The organism is Pseudomonas saxonica (assembly GCF_007858365.1).
Lineage (GTDB): Bacteria > Pseudomonadota > Gammaproteobacteria > Pseudomonadales > Pseudomonadaceae > Aquipseudomonas > Aquipseudomonas saxonica.
The window spans coordinates 175,602-192,234 of the sequence record NZ_VFIO01000003.1; the positions used below are offsets into that span (position 1 = coordinate 175,602).

Annotated in this window: 19 protein-coding genes and 1 tRNA gene; 9 read left to right on the forward strand and 11 right to left on the reverse strand. The window is 54.2% G+C overall.

Going from position 1 to position 16,633, the window contains the following annotated elements:
* The first annotated feature begins 174 nt into the window (after positions 1-174).
* From FJD38_RS10540 to FJD38_RS10550, 3 genes are all read left to right on the forward strand, one after another.
* On the forward strand, positions 175-396 hold the full coding sequence (locus tag FJD38_RS10540; protein WP_146385526.1) for a cysteine-rich CWC family protein: 222 nt from the start codon (positions 175-177) through the stop codon (positions 394-396).
* A gap of 33 nt (positions 397-429) precedes the next feature.
* Positions 430-1,122, forward strand: a complete 693-nt coding sequence (locus FJD38_RS10545; RefSeq protein ID WP_122781888.1) for a pseudouridine synthase — start codon at positions 430-432, stop codon at positions 1,120-1,122.
* Positions 1,123-1,282: 160 nt separating this feature from the next.
* Positions 1,283-1,356: transfer RNA gene (locus FJD38_RS10550), tRNA-Gly, on the forward strand.
* Positions 1,357-1,444: 88 nt separating this feature from the next.
* Here FJD38_RS10550 and FJD38_RS10555 read toward each other — a convergent pair.
* From FJD38_RS10555 to FJD38_RS10570, 4 genes are all read right to left on the reverse strand, one after another.
* Positions 1,445-2,725: a diguanylate cyclase domain-containing protein gene (locus FJD38_RS10555; protein WP_146385248.1), complete on the reverse strand. Its 1,281-nt coding sequence runs from the start codon at positions 2,723-2,725 to the stop codon at positions 1,445-1,447.
* 72 nt (positions 2,726-2,797) lie between these two features.
* A complete protein-coding gene (locus FJD38_RS10560; protein WP_146385250.1) occupies positions 2,798-3,433 on the reverse strand; it encodes a LysE family translocator in 636 nt (211 codons plus the stop codon).
* A 143-nt stretch (positions 3,434-3,576) separates the two neighbouring features.
* Complete coding sequence (locus FJD38_RS10565) at positions 3,577-4,734, reverse strand: phospholipase D-like domain-containing protein (RefSeq protein WP_122781885.1); 1,158 nt, start codon at positions 4,732-4,734, stop codon at positions 3,577-3,579.
* A 1-nt stretch (position 4,735) separates the two neighbouring features.
* On the reverse strand, positions 4,736-5,326 hold the full coding sequence (locus tag FJD38_RS10570) for a YceI family protein (RefSeq protein ID WP_146385252.1): 591 nt from the start codon (positions 5,324-5,326) through the stop codon (positions 4,736-4,738).
* A gap of 251 nt (positions 5,327-5,577) precedes the next feature.
* On the opposite strand from FJD38_RS10570, the gene olsB reads away from it, so the two are divergent.
* Positions 5,578-6,333, forward strand: coding sequence for an L-ornithine N(alpha)-acyltransferase (olsB, locus tag FJD38_RS10575; protein ID WP_146385254.1), 756 nt, complete (start codon positions 5,578-5,580; stop codon positions 6,331-6,333).
* Complete coding sequence (locus FJD38_RS10580) at positions 6,333-7,130, forward strand: lysophospholipid acyltransferase family protein (protein ID WP_146385256.1); 798 nt, start codon at positions 6,333-6,335, stop codon at positions 7,128-7,130. Before olsB ends, FJD38_RS10580 begins: the two co-directional genes overlap by 1 nt.
* On the opposite strand, the gene FJD38_RS10585 is transcribed toward FJD38_RS10580, so the two are convergent.
* Positions 7,127-7,741: an acyl carrier protein phosphodiesterase gene (locus FJD38_RS10585; protein ID WP_146385258.1), complete on the reverse strand. Its 615-nt coding sequence runs from the start codon at positions 7,739-7,741 to the stop codon at positions 7,127-7,129. The two genes, FJD38_RS10580 and FJD38_RS10585, sit on opposite strands and share 4 nt — an antisense overlap.
* Positions 7,742-7,897: 156 nt before the next feature.
* Between FJD38_RS10585 and FJD38_RS10590 the strand changes: the two genes are divergently transcribed.
* The 4 genes from FJD38_RS10590 (at position 7,898) to FJD38_RS10605 (ending at position 11,437) form a co-directional block, all read left to right on the forward strand.
* Complete coding sequence (locus tag FJD38_RS10590; RefSeq protein ID WP_122781880.1) at positions 7,898-8,200, forward strand: ArsR/SmtB family transcription factor; 303 nt, start codon at positions 7,898-7,900, stop codon at positions 8,198-8,200.
* 11 nt (positions 8,201-8,211) lie between these two features.
* Positions 8,212-9,378: an MFS transporter gene (locus FJD38_RS10595; protein ID WP_122781879.1), complete on the forward strand. Its 1,167-nt coding sequence runs from the start codon at positions 8,212-8,214 to the stop codon at positions 9,376-9,378.
* A 20-nt stretch (positions 9,379-9,398) separates the two neighbouring features.
* Complete coding sequence (locus FJD38_RS10600) at positions 9,399-10,448, forward strand: alkene reductase (protein WP_146385260.1); 1,050 nt, start codon at positions 9,399-9,401, stop codon at positions 10,446-10,448.
* A 776-nt stretch (positions 10,449-11,224) separates the two neighbouring features.
* Positions 11,225-11,437, forward strand: coding sequence for a DUF2790 domain-containing protein (locus tag FJD38_RS10605; RefSeq protein ID WP_233609093.1), 213 nt, complete (start codon positions 11,225-11,227; stop codon positions 11,435-11,437).
* Positions 11,438-11,523: 86 nt separating this feature from the next.
* Here FJD38_RS10605 and rpoS read toward each other — a convergent pair whose 3' ends face one another.
* The 6 genes from rpoS to ispF all read right to left on the reverse strand — a co-directional run bounded on the left by rpoS (position 11,524) and on the right by ispF (position 16,614).
* The gene (gene rpoS, locus FJD38_RS10610; protein WP_122781874.1) at positions 11,524-12,528 is read right to left on the reverse strand and encodes an RNA polymerase sigma factor RpoS; all 1,005 of its coding nucleotides are present in this window, start codon (positions 12,526-12,528) and stop codon (positions 11,524-11,526) included.
* A 106-nt stretch (positions 12,529-12,634) separates the two neighbouring features.
* On the reverse strand, positions 12,635-13,462 hold the full coding sequence (locus FJD38_RS10615) for a peptidoglycan DD-metalloendopeptidase family protein (protein ID WP_122781872.1): 828 nt from the start codon (positions 13,460-13,462) through the stop codon (positions 12,635-12,637).
* Positions 13,463-13,671: 209 nt separating this feature from the next.
* A complete protein-coding gene (locus tag FJD38_RS10620) occupies positions 13,672-14,307 on the reverse strand; it encodes a protein-L-isoaspartate(D-aspartate) O-methyltransferase (RefSeq protein WP_167654264.1) in 636 nt (211 codons plus the stop codon).
* Positions 14,308-14,348: 41 nt separating this feature from the next.
* Entirely contained in the window at positions 14,349-15,098 is a 750-nt protein-coding gene (gene surE / locus FJD38_RS10625) for a 5'/3'-nucleotidase SurE (RefSeq protein ID WP_146385262.1), read from the reverse strand.
* Positions 15,086-16,144, reverse strand: a complete 1,059-nt coding sequence (gene truD, locus FJD38_RS10630) for a tRNA pseudouridine(13) synthase TruD (RefSeq protein ID WP_122781869.1) — start codon at positions 16,142-16,144, stop codon at positions 15,086-15,088. Before truD ends, surE begins: the two co-directional genes overlap by 13 nt.
* On the reverse strand, positions 16,141-16,614 hold the full coding sequence (gene ispF, locus FJD38_RS10635) for a 2-C-methyl-D-erythritol 2,4-cyclodiphosphate synthase (protein WP_146385264.1): 474 nt from the start codon (positions 16,612-16,614) through the stop codon (positions 16,141-16,143). The genes truD and ispF overlap by 4 nt, the downstream gene beginning before the upstream one ends.
* Positions 16,615-16,633: the final 19 nt, after the last annotated feature.

Below are 16,633 nucleotides of genomic sequence, written 5' to 3' on the forward strand. Positions count from 1 at the left end.
TTGATCTGTACGGAAATGGCTATGAATGAGCACATTAGTCATCGCCCCTGCGTGCCAATGCATTCATGCTGCAGCCTGATCAACCTGCCTGATTTCAAAGATATTGACTCACACGCGGCACACGACGCATACAATAAAACTCACGCCTGCGAACTGACCACCGGACTGACTGCCATGATATCCCCCTCCCTTTGCCCCGTATGCGGGGCGCGAAATGATTGCGCACTGGCAAGTCCCGACCTGGCTGCTCATCCTTGCTGGTGCTTCAACGTCAGCATAAATCCGGAACGCCTGAAAGCGCTGCCAGTCGAGCAGCTAAACGTCACCTGCCTCTGCCCGCGCTGCGCAGATGTACAAAGGCAATTACCGTCTGCGCCCCCTCAAGGCCTCGCGTAAGATACTCGCTTGAATCTCAAATGATTGATCGCTATGCGTGTAGACCGCTTTCTGAGCAACTTGCCCCAATTCAACCGTGCACAAGCTCGGCTGGCACTTGCTGAACAACGTATCAAGGTCGATGGGCGGATCGTTAGCGATCCACACCATGACATCAGACCTTTCTGTCGTATCGAGTACGACGGGCAAATCTTGCAAGCTGGCAAGTCTGCGCGTTACTTCATGCTGCATAAGCCGCCCGGCTGTGTCAGTGCTACTCAAGACCCTGAGCATCCAACCGTTCTTGATTTGCTCAATGAACCTGACAAGCAAGAGCTGCATATCGCTGGCCGCCTGGATTTTAATACCAGTGGATTGATGCTGATTACCAACGACGGGCACTGGTCGCGACGCCTGACCCAACCCGACACCAAAATGCCCAAGGTGTACTACGTCGAGACCGAGCAGCCTATAGGTGTCGAATACATTGCAAAGTTCTACGAGGGCGTCTATTTCGCCTATGAAGATCTAACAACCCTGCCCGCACAGCTCCAATTGCTGACGCCGCACAGTGCTCGTTTGAGCATCGTTGAGGGTCGCTATCATCAGGTCAAACGCATGTTTGGTTTTTTCAATAACAAAGTCGTTCATCTGCACCGTGAAAGCATAGGCCCATTGGTACTGGACAGCCGACTGGCACCTGGGCAATACCGGGCACTCACCGCTGAAGAAATCGCACAGTTTTAAACCCAATGAGGGCTGCTCCAGGAGAGAGCCTCCTGCTCTGTGGTCAACTTGATAAAGTCAATGTTCGAGCTGACGCTCTCGAAATGCCTGTAAATGACTCATTACCAGAATAAAAACTTCTCATATGCTCTGACTTCTGGTACAAAGTCAGCCGCTTCAAGCGGGTATAGTTTAGTGGCAAAACGAAAGCTTCCCAAGCTTTAGTTGAGGGTTCGATTCCCTCTACCCGCTCCACTTCTTTATGGCTTTAACCCCTAAGAAACCTTTAGTGGTGGGCATCTGCAACACTCAACCTCCGGCATCCATTGCCACTCCAGCCTGCTCAACGCCTCAGCTTTTTATCCCTGTACATCGCCGTGTCTGCATGACACAACAGCTGCCGGAATTGCTCTCCATGATCGGGATACACCGCGAACCCAATACTGGGGAATATGCTGAGTGTTTGCCCTTCAATCAGTAATGGCTGACTAAGATTTTGGCGTATTTTCTCGGCGACAATCGAAGCGTCTTCAGGCTGCCTGAGGCTTTCCAGTATCAAAACAAACTCATCGCCACTCATCCTTGCCACCGTGTCACTTTCACGTACGCTCTGCTTCAAACGCTGGGCAATCTGCTGCAATAACGCATCACCGATAGCATGCCCATAGTTATCATTGACGGCCTTGAAGTGATCCAGATCGATAAAAAGTACCGCCAAGCACGCCTGTTCCCTCTGTGCTCGGGCTAGCGCACTCTTCAGGCGCTCATAAAAAAACTCTCGGTTAGGCAACTGAGTCAATGCATCGTATTGAGCCAAAAACTGCAGCCTGTTAATGAGCTGTTTTCGCTCAATCGCGGCTGCCACCTGGGTCGATACGAACTGCAAAAGCTCTTTATGGGATTCACTGTAGCGTTCATCACCCAAGGAGCTTTTGACTACCAACGCCCCAATAATGCCACTGGGGGTAACCAGCGGCACACACAACCACGAACTGGAGGCTTCGCCGCAGCGCAACACGGCCTGGCCACTGCGGATGACTTCCTCACTTAACACACGGACTTCAGTGAGTTGCAGGTGCTTATGGTCATCAATGTGATAAGGAAAACTTATCGTGCCCTGATCCTGATCACAGAGTGCTACTGAAAAGTTCAAGGCCGGGAGCCACTGCCCGATGAGCATATGGACGCACTTGAACAACTCAAGCAAATCTTCGGCCCCGTGAGCAGCTTCTGAGATCGCAAAAATAGCCTGCTGGCGCAACTCGGCATTCTTTCGCTCAGTAATGTCGCGAGCCACGGCCACACGCAACTGATAGGTCTGCGACCAGCGTGCAGACCACGAAATATGCACCACACGACCATCCTTGCGCACATATCGGTTTTCAAAGTTAAACTTGGGTTCGCCGGCCATGATCTCAGCGGCAGCCTGCAATGTACGGGCACGATCAGCTGGATGTACAAGCGCCATGACGGGCTGACCAATCAGTTCATCTTGCTCGTAACCGAAAATACGCTCGCAAGCCGCACTGACATATACAAAGCGACCATTACGGTCGACCACGCATATAGCATCGAGTAACAGGTCAATAAAACTGACTTGAGACAGATATCCTTTTAAGTCCATAGCCAACCTGGCGCCTCAAGATTTTACATTGTTAACTTTCAGCCTAAAACGAGCCACAAACGAGTCGCCGTTTCACCGAACCGCGTACAGCAAGCCGGGCAAAGCGTGCATCAACGCACTGATAGCAAAACCGATAAACATAACCCCGCACAACCGGGTAATCAGTACCTCATGGCGCTGATACACCGCACGGACGTGCCCCGCACCTACAACACCGATCAAAATCAGGTAAGCAGCCGCGCCGCCCACAAAACTCAACGCAATGAGCCACGGCAACATATCCCAAGTCAAAAGTTGTGCTCGACTGGAAAGCAGCGCAGTAAACGTAGCCACTGCAACCGGATAGGCTTTAGGGTTGGTCAGGCCAAAGACCACTCCGTGGGCAAAGGGTTGACGAGACGGTCCTTGCTGGCCGCCACTGCTGTGTTGAGCACGCACTGCACGCAGCCCTAACCAAAACAGATAAAGCCCACTGATTAAGCCAAGCACATTGAAAGTGGTACTGCCAAATTCACGCGCGCCCACGATGGCAATCAATGCGGTACTGCACCACAACACATCGCCCAGCAAATGCCCGCATAAAAAACCGGCTCCGGCACGCCGCCCGCGAGCGGCTCCAATACCAAAGACCGCCAACACTCCAGGCCCCGGAGTGATGCCATAAATAAAGCCAGATGCCAGTACAGCGATTAATAGCGATGCAGTCATGCAAAATGCTCCTTGAGATCATCCCTGCCACTCTCCAGCGCTTGCAAGGTGCGCTCGATTTTGCACGTTCTGCCAAACTATGTAACCGCATGTTGAGCAAATGTCTGCGTTGATGCCTAAAAAGAAGCCAGAACACTTAAGGCTTATTGTCGACGACCCAGAATATTCACCACCAGACGATCCACCCACCCCCAAATTCGCTGTTTGACTCGCCCCCACAGCGGCCTTGTTTGCCAGGCTTGCAAACTGATTGGCTGGCTTTGACTAAAATCGTTCACAAAACTGACGACCACGGCCTGCGTCAACACAGGATCGAGTGCTTCAAGATTGGCCTCAAGGTTGAAGCGCAAATTCCAATGGTCAAAATTGCAAGAGCCCAGACTGACCCAGTCGTCGACCAAGACCATCTTCAGATGCAAAAAACACGGCTGATATTCGAATATTTGTACGCCTGACTTAAGTAGCCGAGGGTAATACCGGTGCCCCGCATAACGTACAGACGGATGATCAGTGCGTGGACCAGTCAATAACAGCCGCACATCCACCCCTCGACTGGCTGCACGCCGCAAAGAGCGGCGCACGCCCCATGTAGGCAGAAAATACGGGGTCGCCAACCAGATGCGCTCCTTTGCACCGTTGATAGCTTGTATCAGCGAGTGCAGGATATCGCGGTGTTGATGCGCATCGGCATAGGCCACACGCCCCATGCCCTCGCGCTCCCGAGGTGCGCTCGGCAAACGCGGCAAGCCAAAGTGAGTGGCTGGCCGCCACGCCTTACGACTTATATTGGCGCGCCATTGACGATCGAACAGCATCTGCCAGTCTTGAACCAAGGGGCCCTTAATCGCAACCATTACCTCATGCCACTCGCATCTGTTGTCGTCAGGCTGCCAGAATTCATCCGTAACGCCCGTGCCACCGACCACCGCCAACTTCTGGTCTACCAGCAACAACTTGCGATGATCGCGATAGAGGTTGTTTACCCCTCGGCGCCAGCTCAGGGGATTGTAAAAACGCAGTTCTACGCCTGCATCCGTCAAGCGACGACGCAGCCCCATGGTAAATGCCAGGCAACCATAGCCATCAAACAAGCAGCGCACTCTCACTTCACGCCGGGCAGCCTGCTCCAGCGCCTGAACAATGGCTTCTGCGCAACGACCTGCCTCAACCAGATACAGCTCCAGATCAACATGGGCTTGCGCCTGATCTATAGCAGCCAACATTCGAGGGAAAAATTCAGACCCGTCAATCAGCAAATCAAATTGATTGGCACCACGCCACGGGAACACTGCGCCCGCCATGTCAGCGCGCCGTAAAGATCAGTACCGCACCCACCGGTACCGAAAAACTGATGGCCGACAAACCCGCTATTTTGCGCAACGCCTCAAGCTCTGGTTGCAAACCAAAATCTTCAGCCTGAAGCATCAACGGCTCAAGGGTCACCACTTGAAAGCGGCGCTCATCGAGACGGGTAGCCAGCAATTGGGCTTCATAGGTGTGTTGCTTGCCTCGCAAGCTGACCGTAACAGGAAGGTGCAACTCCAGTTGTGCCCCGTTGGCCAAATCATTAATAGGCTGCAAATCAATCTGGGTGGTGACCTGCGCTTCCGGGAAGTGCTTGAAATCAAATAACACGTCGCGCATGCGCTCATCGCGCAAAGGCACTGCGCTATTGAATGAATCCATTTCGATACGCAATTGCGCACGGCCATTGCGCTCTACTTTGCCGTGCAACACCAGAAAACGATGAAGATTGGAGACGTTCGCATTCTGCGTCGTAATGAAAGACAGCCGCGACGACTCTCCGTCAAGGTACCAGCTGGCTTGAGCCGACAGGCTCACCCCGAGCGTCAGCAACAAGGCACACATAGAAGATAGGAGCGTTTTAAACATAAAAACTCATCGGCAGTTAAACGTGGGCGAACATTACCCTGAGATCACAGTATGGGCAGAATTTTCTAACACTGCCCTATGACGCTGACGCATACCCACAGTTCAACCTGCACGTGTTTGCGTAACCTCTGTCATACAAGCGTCATCTCTGCGTCATGCTGATGACATTGCGCCTGCCTAGCTTGAAGTTGCACACCTCAGTCGATTGGCAGAAACCCAAAGCGGGCAAAAAGCATGCACGGAGATTCGCAATGTCTCAGATCGCCCGTATTCGCGCCACGTCCCCAGAACGACGCTTGCAGGCAGAACGCCTGACCACCTGCAACGCTGTGCGTGAAGCTCAAGCCCTGCGCTTTCGTGTATTCAGTGGGGAACTGAAGGCAGCCCTCAAAAGTGCCGTGCCTGGGTTGGACATCGACACTTACGACGCTCATTGCGCCCACATCGGTGTGCGCGACCTCAATAGCGGCCAATTGGTCGCCACCACTCGCTTGCTGGATCATGAAGCAGCACAGAGGGTGGGCAACTTTTACAGTGAGCAAGAGTTCAACCTTAACGGTCTTGCTCACTTAAAAGGACCGGTGCTTGAGATTGGTCGAACCTGTGTCGATCCTGCTTACCGTAATGGTGGCACTATCGCCGTGCTCTGGGGGGAACTGGCTGAAGTCCTCAATCAAGGTGACTATCGCTACCTGATGGGCTGCGCAAGCATCCCGATGCAAGACGGCGGCATGCAGGCCCAGGCCATCATGCAACGACTGCGGGAGCGGTATTTATGCACCGAGCATTTGCACGCACAGCCGAAAAAGCCGTTGCCGCCACTGGATATACCGGCCAACGTGATCACCGAAATGCCGCCCTTACTCAAAGCCTACATGCGTCTGGGCGCAAAAATTTGCGGCGAGCCCTGCTGGGATGAAGACTTTCAGGTCGCCGATGTATTTATTCTGCTCAAACGTGACGAGTTGTGCCCGCGTTACGCGCGTCACTTCAAGGCGGCGATGTAATGAACCGCCTGCGTCAATACACTCGGCTCACACGGGTTCTGGGCGTTGTAGTGTTGGGATTGGGCATGGCTTGCATCTTTGGGCTGCTGGCGCATGTGCGGCCGAGCAAGACGCCGGCGCTGCGGCAACGATGGTCACAGTTCTTTATGGCTCGCCTGAGCAATGCCCTGCCCTTTCGCATCACGCTAGTGGGCGAACTGCCAGTAACCCCCATGCTATGGGTCAGTAACCACGTATCGTGGACCGACATTGCGCTGCTCGGGCAACTGACGCCAGTGTCTTTTCTATCCAAGGCAGAAGTGCGTTCATGGCCTGTAGCAGGCTGGCTGGCAGCCAAGGCCGGGAGCCTTTTTATTCGCAGAGGTGCGGGCGAGAGTCATCACATACGCGATCAGATGAAGCGCCATCTGCAACAACAACTACCCCTGCTGATGTTCCCCGAAGGCACCACCACCGACGGGCGCTCAGTGCGCACATTTCATGGTCGGTTATTGTCGGCAGCCACTGAAAGCCAAGTGCACATACAACCCGTCGCCATTCGCTATTTACGCGATGGCGAGAATGACCGGGTTGCACCCTTTATAGGTGATGACGATTTGCTGTCACACCTGCTGCGCTTGTGTGCTCACCGTCAAGCCAGCGTAGAAATCCATCTGCTTGAACCGATCGACAGCCAACACCAATCCCGAGCTGTGCTCGCCCATAGGGCACAAGAAGCCATAAAACAGGCTTTAACAGGATCAACAACCTCTACTAAAGAGCCTCTGGATGATGGGCTCAGCCTTCAGAACGCTTAAGAAGAAGAGCCTGCATTTCCTGCAGGCTCACCTATGGCGGTCAGCTGAGAGGCGGCAAACGCCTGCAATTGCGGATAAAAAGCTCGAAAATCCTCACTGAGGGGTTCATACAGAACCCGCAAATCCTGCATGGCCCCCGCCAGCTCCTCAGGCTTCGACAGACGCCGCGCAATCCCGTTGAACACTCGCTCCAGAACCGAAAACTGCCGATACGAACCCAGCCAGTCATGCGCAGCCATGTGGGGCGCGATTGCAGCCAAGCGCTTGGGCAATTGCGGTTGTGCCTCCAGCACGCGGTAAAAACCTGAAGTAAAACGCTCTAATGGGACCTCGGCGTAGAACGCCCAGTCCCGCGCCAGGCAATGATCGAAAAAAACATCCAGCACAATGCCCGCATAGCGACGGCGGGTATGGCTAAAGCGAGACAGGGATTGATCGACTAAAGGATGGGCGTCAGTGAATACATCGATGCTGCGGTGCAGCTGTATCGCTGATTCAATGACTGGGCTGTATTCACCTTGCAAGCGGCCTTTGACGAAGTCGCCATAAAGACTACCGAGCAATTCTTCAGGCCGCTGGCCGCCGAGGTGCAGATGTGCGAGATAATTCATGCCGCGCAGTTTAGCACTGCCACTCCAATATCGTTATAACCCGATATACCGATTCGAGCTGACCTCAGATCGATTTCATATTTGTATATCGCGATATAACGATTTAAAGTTCGCCTCATCGCGATATAACGCTGCACTTCATTGAGCACTGCCACCATGCCGATCGACCTCGACGAAATAATAAAAGCGCTGGCACACCCAGTACGCCGAGAAATCATCCGTTTACTCAAAGACCCTAAAACCGAATTTCCGGACCAGCTTCACAGCACCGAACACGGTGTCTGCGCCGGGCAGTTCGACCAATGCCTGGGCCTGTCGCAATCCACGGTGTCCGCCCACCTGGCCACCCTCCAGCGCGCTGGCCTGATCAGCAGCCAGAAGGTAGGTCAGTGGCATTTTTTTAAACGTAACGAAGAAACCATTCAAGCGTTTCTCGCCACATTGAGCCAAGAGCTTTAACAAGGATATTCATGCCCCTCTCGCTACTTATTCTGGCGCTCAGCGCTTTTGCCATCGGCACCACGGAATTCGTCATCATGGGTTTGCTGCCCGATGTCGCAGCTGATCTTGGTGTCTCTATTCCCGGAGCGGGCTGGCTGGTAACCGGTTATGCGTTGGGCGTGGCTATCGGTGCTCCCTTCATGGCGCTGGCAACTGCAAAACTGCCGCGCAAGGCCGCCCTTGTTGCATTGATGGTGATTTTCATCATTGGCAACCTGCTCTGCGCACTGGCCAGTGATTACAACGTGCTCATGTTTGCACGCGTCGTCACTGCTCTGTGTCACGGTGCGTTTTTCGGGATTGGCTCCGTGGTCGCTGCTGGCCTGGTGCCCGCCAACAAACGCGCTTCGGCAGTGGCATTGATGTTTACCGGCCTGACCTTGGCCAACGTACTGGGCGTGCCGCTGGGTACTGCGCTGGGGCAAGCAGCGGGCTGGCGATCGACTTTCTTTGCAGTGACCGTTATTGGTGTTGTAGCGCTAATCGGCCTGATCCGCTTTTTGCCTGCCAAACGCGACGAAGAGAAGCTCGACATGCGTGCTGAATTGGCAGCGCTAAAAGGCGCAGGCATCTGGCTGTCGTTGAGTATGACCGCGTTGTTTTCTGCGTCGATGTTCACCCTGTTCACCTATGTCGCCCCCTTGCTTGGCGATGTGACAGGGGTGTCGCCCAAAGGCGTGACCTGGACGTTGCTGTTGATCGGCCTGGGCCTGACGGTGGGTAACATTATCGGCGGCAAACTGGCAGACAAGCGTTTGGCTGCGACCTTGATCGGCGTATTTATCGCAATGGCAGTCATTTCAACTGCATTGAGCTGGACCGCCGTAGCCGTGATCCCGACTGAGATCACGCTGTTCCTCTGGGCCACTGCAGCGTTTGCTGCCGTGCCTGCCCTGCAAGTGAACGTTGTGACCTTCGGCAAAGCCGCGCCCAACCTGGTATCGACCCTGAATATTGGCGCTTTCAACATTGGCAACGCACTGGGTGCCTGGGTTGGGGGCAGCGTCATTGCCCACGGCTTTGGCCTCACCAGCGTGCCACTCGCAGCGGCTGCCCTGGCGGTGCTCGCGCTGCTGATCACATTGATTACATTTCGCCAGGCCGGCAACCCCGAGCTGGCGACTGCCACACATTGACTCTTGAGAGGGCTGTATAAATGACGACTATTTTCGATCCGATCAAGCTGGGCGACCTTGAACTGCCCAACCGCATCATCATGGCTCCATTAACCCGCTGCCGCGCTGATGAAGGACGCGTCCCGAATGCGCTAATGGCGGAGTATTACGTTCAACGCGCATCTGCCGGGCTGATTCTCAGCGAAGCCACTTCGGTAACGCCAATGGGCGTCGGCTACCCGGATACGCCTGGCATCTGGTCTGACGATCAGGTGCGCGGCTGGACCAACATCACCAAGGCCATTCATGCTGCCGGCGGGCGCATTATGTTGCAGCTGTGGCACGTAGGCCGGATCTCACACCCGATGTATCTGAATGGGGAAGCTCCTGTAGCACCGAGCGCCATTGCAGCCAAGGGCCATGTCAGCCTGGTTCGCCCAAAGGCTGATTTCCCGATACCGCGCGCTCTGGAAACCGCCGAAATAGCCGAGATCGTGGAGGCTTATCGCACAGGTTCCGAAAACGCCAAGGCAGCAGGTTTTGACGGCGTGGAAATTCATGGCGCCAACGGCTACTTGCTTGATCAGTTCCTGCAAAGCAGTACCAACAAGCGTACGGACCAATACGGCGGCAGCCTGGAAAACCGAGCACGTCTGCTGCTGGAAGTCACCGATGCCGCCATTGAAGTCTGGGGCGCAGGTCGGGTTGGCGTACACCTCTCGCCACGTGCCGACTTGCACGACATGGGCGATGACAATCTGGCTGAAACCTTCAGCTATGTGGCCAGTGAATTGGGCAAGCGTGGTATCGCATTTATTTGCTCGCGTGAAAAAGAAGGCACCGACAGCCTCGGACCACAGCTTAAAGCTGCATTTGGCGGGCCTTACATCATCAATGAGCAGTTCACCAAAGAAAGCGCAAATGCCTGGATAGCTGCGGGGAAAGCGGACGCTGTGGCGTTCGGTGTACCCTTTATCGCCAACCCAGACTTGCCTGCGCGCCTGAAGGCCGATGCTCCTCTCAACGAGGCGCACCCTGAAACGTTTTATGCCAAAGGCCCAGTCGGCTACATCGACTACCCAACGCTGTAAGGCGCCATCATAAAGGCGAAATCAGACAGCCTTTAAACCCGCGCAACGCAAAACGCCCAAGATTTTAGTCTTGGGCGTTTTGCTTTAATTCTGGCAAAAAAAGGGGCGGTTTGACCCGCCCACATTTTTTCCCTAGTCCCTTTTTTCCTTCTCATCATCCTGATGAATCGCGTCCTGCGATGTCCTCTGACGTTCATCCTTGAGCGCCGTATCAATCCGTCGACACAGTTGAGATATTAAAGTTTTAAAAAATTGGCGCAAGCGCATCAGTTACAGGTTCTTATTACCTATTGTCGACTTTGATAAAATAAAAACCGTTTAAAATCAATGAGATAGATTAGTAAATCCAGAGACAACAAGTTTATGACGGTTTTTTAAGCGCTTCACTTACATCAGATGTAAGCAAAGGCTTACAACCAACGACAGCAAAGGCCCGTTTAACCCATAACCCTCCACCGCTTCGCGCGGAACGAATGCCAGCTCCAGCGGCTAAAAGATCACAAAGGCACCCTCTGAACCTGCACAACGGATTGTTACTGTTTCTCCAACATTGCTTTCCAGTCTTTGGGATTTATCCAAAACGCCATGAGCCTAAAATGGGTACAGCTTCCAAACAAAGCCACGAAACGCCAGCCTGTCAGGGTCCAAGCAAACCACCCACCCACGTTTCGTAGTGCCTTCAGCCTATTTACCTGCGACTGAAGACGTCATTCGTTTGCACTGTTGGGACATAGATAATGAAACTGTTTAGAACGTTGGTTGCCGCTTCTTTCGTCATGCTGGGCAGCCAAATGGCCTTTGCCGATCAACCCGCTGCAGAGCAATACACGTACAGCTCTAATCTGGACATTGCCAAAGTGGTACACATGGATCCCGTTCCTGAAGATGTGTGCGGCGTGGTTTCCCTGCAAATGACTTACCTTGACCACCAGGGCCAAGAGCACACCATGCAATACAGTGCGATGGGTAACGGCTGCTCAAATAGCTAGAGCCGAGCCCCAACAAGGGTTATCGAACATAAAAAAATGCCCTGAGCCATCAGCCCAGGGCATTTAAGTCATATCAAAAACCGGTATTACTGAAACAGCGACTCACTCGACAGACCATTACGCTCAAGGATCTCTCGCAGACGCTTAAGCCCCTCGACCTGAATCTGGCGTACACGCTCGCGTGTCAGGCCAATCTCAAGACCAACGTCCTCCAGCGTGCTGCTTTCATGGCCACGTAAACCGAAGCGGCGAATCACCACTTCACGTTGTTTGTCGGTCAGTTCAGATAACCACTGATCAATACTTTGCGACAAGTCAACATCCTGCAGCAGATCACACGGATCTGTAGGACGGTCATCGGTAAGGGTATCAAGCAGCGTTTTATCGGAATCTGGCCCCAGAGACACGTCAACAGACGATACCCGCTCGTTGAGTCCAAGCATGCGCTTGACCTCTGCGACAGGTTTTTCGAGCAGATTGGCGATTTCTTCAGGGGAAGGTTCATGATCGAGTTTTTGTGTCAGTTCGCGAGCGGCTCGCAGGTAGACATTAAGCTCTTTGACGACATGGATGGGCAAACGAATGGTACGGGTCTGGTTCATGATGGCCCGCTCAATTGTTTGACGGATCCACCACGTTGCATACGTCGAAAAACGAAACCCTCGTTCGGGATCAAACTTTTCGACAGCCCGAATCAGCCCCAGATTGCCCTCTTCAATCAGATCGAGCAGCGATAAGCCACGATTGACATAACGCCGGGCAATTTTCACCACCAGTCGCAAGTTACTTTCAATCATGCGCTTACGTCCGGCAGGGTCTCCGCTTTGCGACAAGCGTGCAAAGTGAACTTCTTCTGCAGGAGAGAGCAGCGGCGAAAAGCCAATTTCATTGAGGTACAGCTGGGTTGCATCAAGCGCCCGGGTGTAATCAATGTACTTGTGCTGTTTGGCTGCTACAGTTTTCTTAGACTTGGTGCGGGATGCAGGGGGTGAATCGTCTTCTTCTGACATCAAGTCGTTATCGATGTCGGCGTCCATAAGGAGCACCTCATCGTCGATGTCAAACCCCGGCACTTCTTTGTTGAGAGCCATTGATATAGTCCTTTGGTGAGTTCGACCTCAAGCTCAAGCATCGCCTTAATCCTTGGCAATGCTGGAACCTGCTCCTTAGCTACATCAGGAACAGGCTGGTAACCGATCAACGTCGTGGAAGGAATTGCAGTGGATCTACAGGTTTACCCTGACGGCGAATCTCAAAGTGAAGTTTCACCCGGTCTGTACCAGTTGACCCCATTTCGGCAATTGTCTGTCCGACCTTGACCTGCTGCCCCTCCCGAACCAACAACCTGCGGTTATGACCGTAGGCACTGACGTAGGTGTCACTGTGTTTGATGATGACTAATTCGCCGTAGCCCCTCAATCCACTGCCGGCGTAAACAACTGACCCATCAGACGCAGCCAAAACAGGCTGTCCCAAATCTCCGGCGATATCAATACCTTTATTCAAACTACCGTTTGAAGAAAATTTACCTATCAAAATGCCATCAGAAGGCCATCCCCAGCCTTTGGGAGCAGGGCCTGCGGGTAATGGGGCTGGCGCCACAGTCGCTTTAGACGTGGTGGCCGGACGCTTGATTACGGTGGTTTTAGTACCTGCTGAGGAAGACACCACGGTGGTTGTAGTACCCCCGGAAGGCACGGTTCCGGCACGCCCATCGAAACGTATCGTCTGACCAGGGACAATCGTAAAGGGCGGATCAATCTTGTTCCGGGCGGCCAATGCTTTCCAGTCCCAGCCGTAACGGAAGGCAATCGAAAACAGCGTGTCGCCGCGTCGAACGACGTACTGCCCGGTCGTTACAGCAGGACGCTGAGCAACGCCATTGCGATCAACGACCCGTACGCCATTCTTCGGTGTGCTGGAGCACGCCGCCAACAAAAGCAGAGTCGCACTCAGGAGTAGACCGACCACCAGCCTCTGATAGCTTTTGATATCCATACGCTGCGCAATGACTGTGAGACTCACCCGCCGCTCCCTTTTAGATGGTGGTTAAATATTAGAGTGCCAGTACTGGCTTCGTTCAACCGCAAGTATAACTGGCTGTACAGCTTTGCTAAGAGCAAAGCCGCCCCATAAACAAAGCGTTTATACGCACAAACACACACTCAGCAGGGCCGGCCAATGGCCTTTATGACCTGCGGCCCACCCTATAATTCACTAGGCTTGAATAAAGGCTAGGCCAACGGCCCATTGAGTAAGGGCACAAATCGGACATTGCCAATAACCCGCCGGGCGAAACCGTGCTCCTCGCGCACGATCAGCATCAACTGCTGAACCTCGCCAGCGCCTACCGGAATGACCAGCCGTCCACCCGGGGCCAACTGATCCAGCAAGGCCTGAGGAACATCGGTCGCCACAGCGGTCACGATAATGCCGTTGTAGGGAGCCAAAGCCGGCCAGCCTTCCCAGCCATCCCCCCAACGGAACACGACATTACGCAGGTTCAGTTCGAGCAGACGCTCTTTGGCACGATCCTGAAGCACCTTGATCCGCTCGACCGAAAAGATCCGCTCCACCAGCTGCGACAAGATTGCTGTTTGATAGCCTGAACCGGTGCCGATCTCCATGACCTTGTCCAGCGGCCCGTCCTCCAGTAGAAGCTCGCTCATGCGCGCCACCATGTAGGGTTGGGAGATGGTCTGGTTATTTCCAATCGGCAGCGCGGTGTCTTCGTAGGCACGATGCGCCAGTGCTTCATCGACAAACAGATGACGCGGTGTACGGCGAATGACCTCTAATACGTTGCGGTTGACAATACCCTCTTCAAGCAAGCGCTGAATCAGACGCTCACGGGTACGTTCCGAGGTCATGCCAATGCCTCTGTGCATCAGCCCATCTTGCTCACGCCCCTTCAACCCAAACCCTCCAACCAGCTGGCAAGGTTTTTGAAACCATCGCCAAACGTACGGTCCAGTTGCAGCGCAGTGATAGAAACATACCCCTGCATTACTGCATGGAAATCCGTGCCTTCACCGCCATCCTCGACATCCCCGGCCGCTGCAATCCAGTAGCCCGCCTTACCCCGAGGATCGACAACCCGTACCGGCGCGGATGCTCGGGCACGGTGGCCCAAGCGGGTGAGCTGGATACCGCGAATTTTATCGAGGGGCAAATTAGGGATGTTGACGTTGAGAACCGTACGTGGCGGTAAATTCAGCGATGCATGGGCTTCTACCAACTTGCGGGCGAAATGAGCCGCCGTTGGCAAGTTGTCGACCTGACGTGAAACCAACGAGAAGGCAAACGAAGGAAGATCGAGAAAACGCCCTTCTAGCGCTGCCGCTACAGTGCCTGAATACAGCACGTCATCACCCAGATTGGCGCCCAGATTGATGCCCGACACCACCATATCCGGCTGCTGATTCAACAAGCCGTGAATACCCAGATGGACGCAATCGGTGGGGGTCCCGTTAATGCTGACAAAGCCATTACTCAGGGTCTGCGGGTGCAGCGGGCGATCAAGCGTCAATGAGCTGCTCGCACCGCTTTTGTCTTGATCAGGAGCAATTACCACGCACTCGCAATAATCTTCAAGCGCGCCATAAAGCGCAGCCAAGCCCGGAGCGGTGACCCCATCATCGTTAGAAATCAGAATACGCATAAGTTGTCCGTTTGACCCAAAGGCACCAGATCAACAAGTTCGCGCACCAGAACAGTGGCGAAGCATCCGGCCGGCAGAACAAATTCGAGTTGCAGAATGTCAGGCTCCGGATAATGCCACGTCAACCGCCCAATGGGCAGTCGCAAAATACGTCGCTCATGGCTCATGCCGGCACGCACCAGCCAGTCACGCAGGTCGGCTTCACGTGCGGCGACCGACTGCTCCAGCACATGGGTCGCGTGGGTGGTTGCAGACTCACCCTCGCCCCACAGAGGGCCGGTTGGATGAAGATCAAGAATCGCCAGTCGCGGATCGTTGCACTCGGCTTCGCCCGCAGGGAAGAAACTTCGACTGTCGGTAAAAGCCAGCAAGTCACCGACTTGAGCACGCTGCCAGGAGCCATCGGCTACCCGCGCGGCCAGCACCTGATTGAACAGGTAGCTGCGGGCCGTGGACAGCAGACGCGAACGGACATTGCGCTGCTCAGGCAATGCTTTGCGAGCGGCGTAATCGCGTGCCTCGCCCACATTTCCGCCCTGCCAGCCAAAACGCTGGCTGCCAAAATAGTTCGGCACGCCTTGCCGGCTAATCAATTCCAGACGCTGCTGCAACGCCTCCTTGTCGGCATCCAGCTGCGTCAGACGCAAGGTAAAACCGTTGGCCGCATGGGCGCCACGCTGTAATTTGCGTTTATGCCGGGAGGTTTTGAGTATCTTCAGCGTGTCATTTTCAGCGGCCGACAAGTCAGGATCAGCCTTGCCTGGCAGCTGTACGCTGAACCATTGACGCGTCAGTGCCTGGCGATCCTTGAGACCTGCATAGCTGACTGTGCGCAAGGGAACACCGGCCGCCTTGGCGATACGCCGTGCCGCTTCTTCGGTGTTCAGACCACGCTTTTCAACCCACAGCCACAGGTGCTCGCCGTCTCCGGACAACGGTATGTCCAGCACTTCATCTACCTGAAAATCTTCAGCCGTGGCTTTGAGCACTGCCGAGCCTAAAGGCTCGCCGTAAGCCAGCGGCCCCAGCAGATCAAACTCGTTCATGCGCGAACCAACAAAGCAATGGCGTGCACGGCAATACCTTCTTCACGCCCTACAAAGCCCAGCTTTTCAGTGGTAGTGGCTTTTACGTTTACCTGGTCCAAATCAACCTCTAGATCCGCGGCAATCAACGCACGCATGGTTTCGATATGCGGCGCCATTTTTGGCGCCTGAGCAATGATCGTGTTGTCGACATTGCCGACCTTCCAGCCCTTGGCATGGATAAGACCCACGACATGGCGCAACAGGACGCGACTGTCAGCGCCCTTGAATTGCGGGTCGGTGTCAGGGAAATGCTTGCCGATGTCGCCCAGTGCCGCAGCCCCCAGCAAAGCATCGCTGAGTGCATGCAACAGCACGTCGCCATCGGAGTGGGCCAACAGCCCGAATTTATGGGGGATTCGTACACCGCCCAAGGTTATAAAGTCGCCTTCAGCAAAACAGTGCACATCATAGCCGTGGCCAATACGCATAAAAAAACGCCCCGATTAA

Bases quoted from the DNA above. Each gene is read 5' to 3' on its own strand.
- FJD38_RS10540 (WP_146385526.1), top strand. From the start codon at position 175: ATGATATCCCCCTCCCTTTGCCCCGTATGCGGGGCGCGAAATGATTGC.
- FJD38_RS10545 (WP_122781888.1), top strand. From the start codon at position 430: ATGCGTGTAGACCGCTTTCTGAGCAACTTGCCCCAATTCAACCGTGCA.
- FJD38_RS10555 (WP_146385248.1), bottom strand. From the start codon at position 2,725: ATGGACTTAAAAGGATATCTGTCTCAAGTCAGTTTTATTGACCTGTTA.
- FJD38_RS10560 (WP_146385250.1), bottom strand. From the start codon at position 3,433: ATGACTGCATCGCTATTAATCGCTGTACTGGCATCTGGCTTTATTTAT.
- FJD38_RS10565 (WP_122781885.1), bottom strand. From the start codon at position 4,734: ATGGCGGGCGCAGTGTTCCCGTGGCGTGGTGCCAATCAATTTGATTTG.
- FJD38_RS10570 (WP_146385252.1), bottom strand. From the start codon at position 5,326: ATGTTTAAAACGCTCCTATCTTCTATGTGTGCCTTGTTGCTGACGCTC.
- olsB (WP_146385254.1), top strand. From the start codon at position 5,578: ATGTCTCAGATCGCCCGTATTCGCGCCACGTCCCCAGAACGACGCTTG.
- FJD38_RS10580 (WP_146385256.1), top strand. From the start codon at position 6,333: ATGAACCGCCTGCGTCAATACACTCGGCTCACACGGGTTCTGGGCGTT.
- FJD38_RS10585 (WP_146385258.1), bottom strand. From the start codon at position 7,741: ATGAATTATCTCGCACATCTGCACCTCGGCGGCCAGCGGCCTGAAGAA.
- FJD38_RS10590 (WP_122781880.1), top strand. From the start codon at position 7,898: ATGCCGATCGACCTCGACGAAATAATAAAAGCGCTGGCACACCCAGTA.
- FJD38_RS10595 (WP_122781879.1), top strand. From the start codon at position 8,212: ATGCCCCTCTCGCTACTTATTCTGGCGCTCAGCGCTTTTGCCATCGGC.
- FJD38_RS10600 (WP_146385260.1), top strand. From the start codon at position 9,399: ATGACGACTATTTTCGATCCGATCAAGCTGGGCGACCTTGAACTGCCC.
- FJD38_RS10605 (WP_233609093.1), top strand. From the start codon at position 11,225: ATGCTGGGCAGCCAAATGGCCTTTGCCGATCAACCCGCTGCAGAGCAA.
- rpoS (WP_122781874.1), bottom strand. From the start codon at position 12,528: ATGGCTCTCAACAAAGAAGTGCCGGGGTTTGACATCGACGATGAGGTG.
- FJD38_RS10620 (WP_167654264.1), bottom strand. From the start codon at position 14,307: ATGACCTCGGAACGTACCCGTGAGCGTCTGATTCAGCGCTTGCTTGAA.
- surE (WP_146385262.1), bottom strand. From the start codon at position 15,098: ATGCGTATTCTGATTTCTAACGATGATGGGGTCACCGCTCCGGGCTTG.
- truD (WP_122781869.1), bottom strand. From the start codon at position 16,144: ATGAACGAGTTTGATCTGCTGGGGCCGCTGGCTTACGGCGAGCCTTTA.
- ispF (WP_146385264.1), bottom strand. From the start codon at position 16,614: ATGCGTATTGGCCACGGCTATGATGTGCACTGTTTTGCTGAAGGCGAC.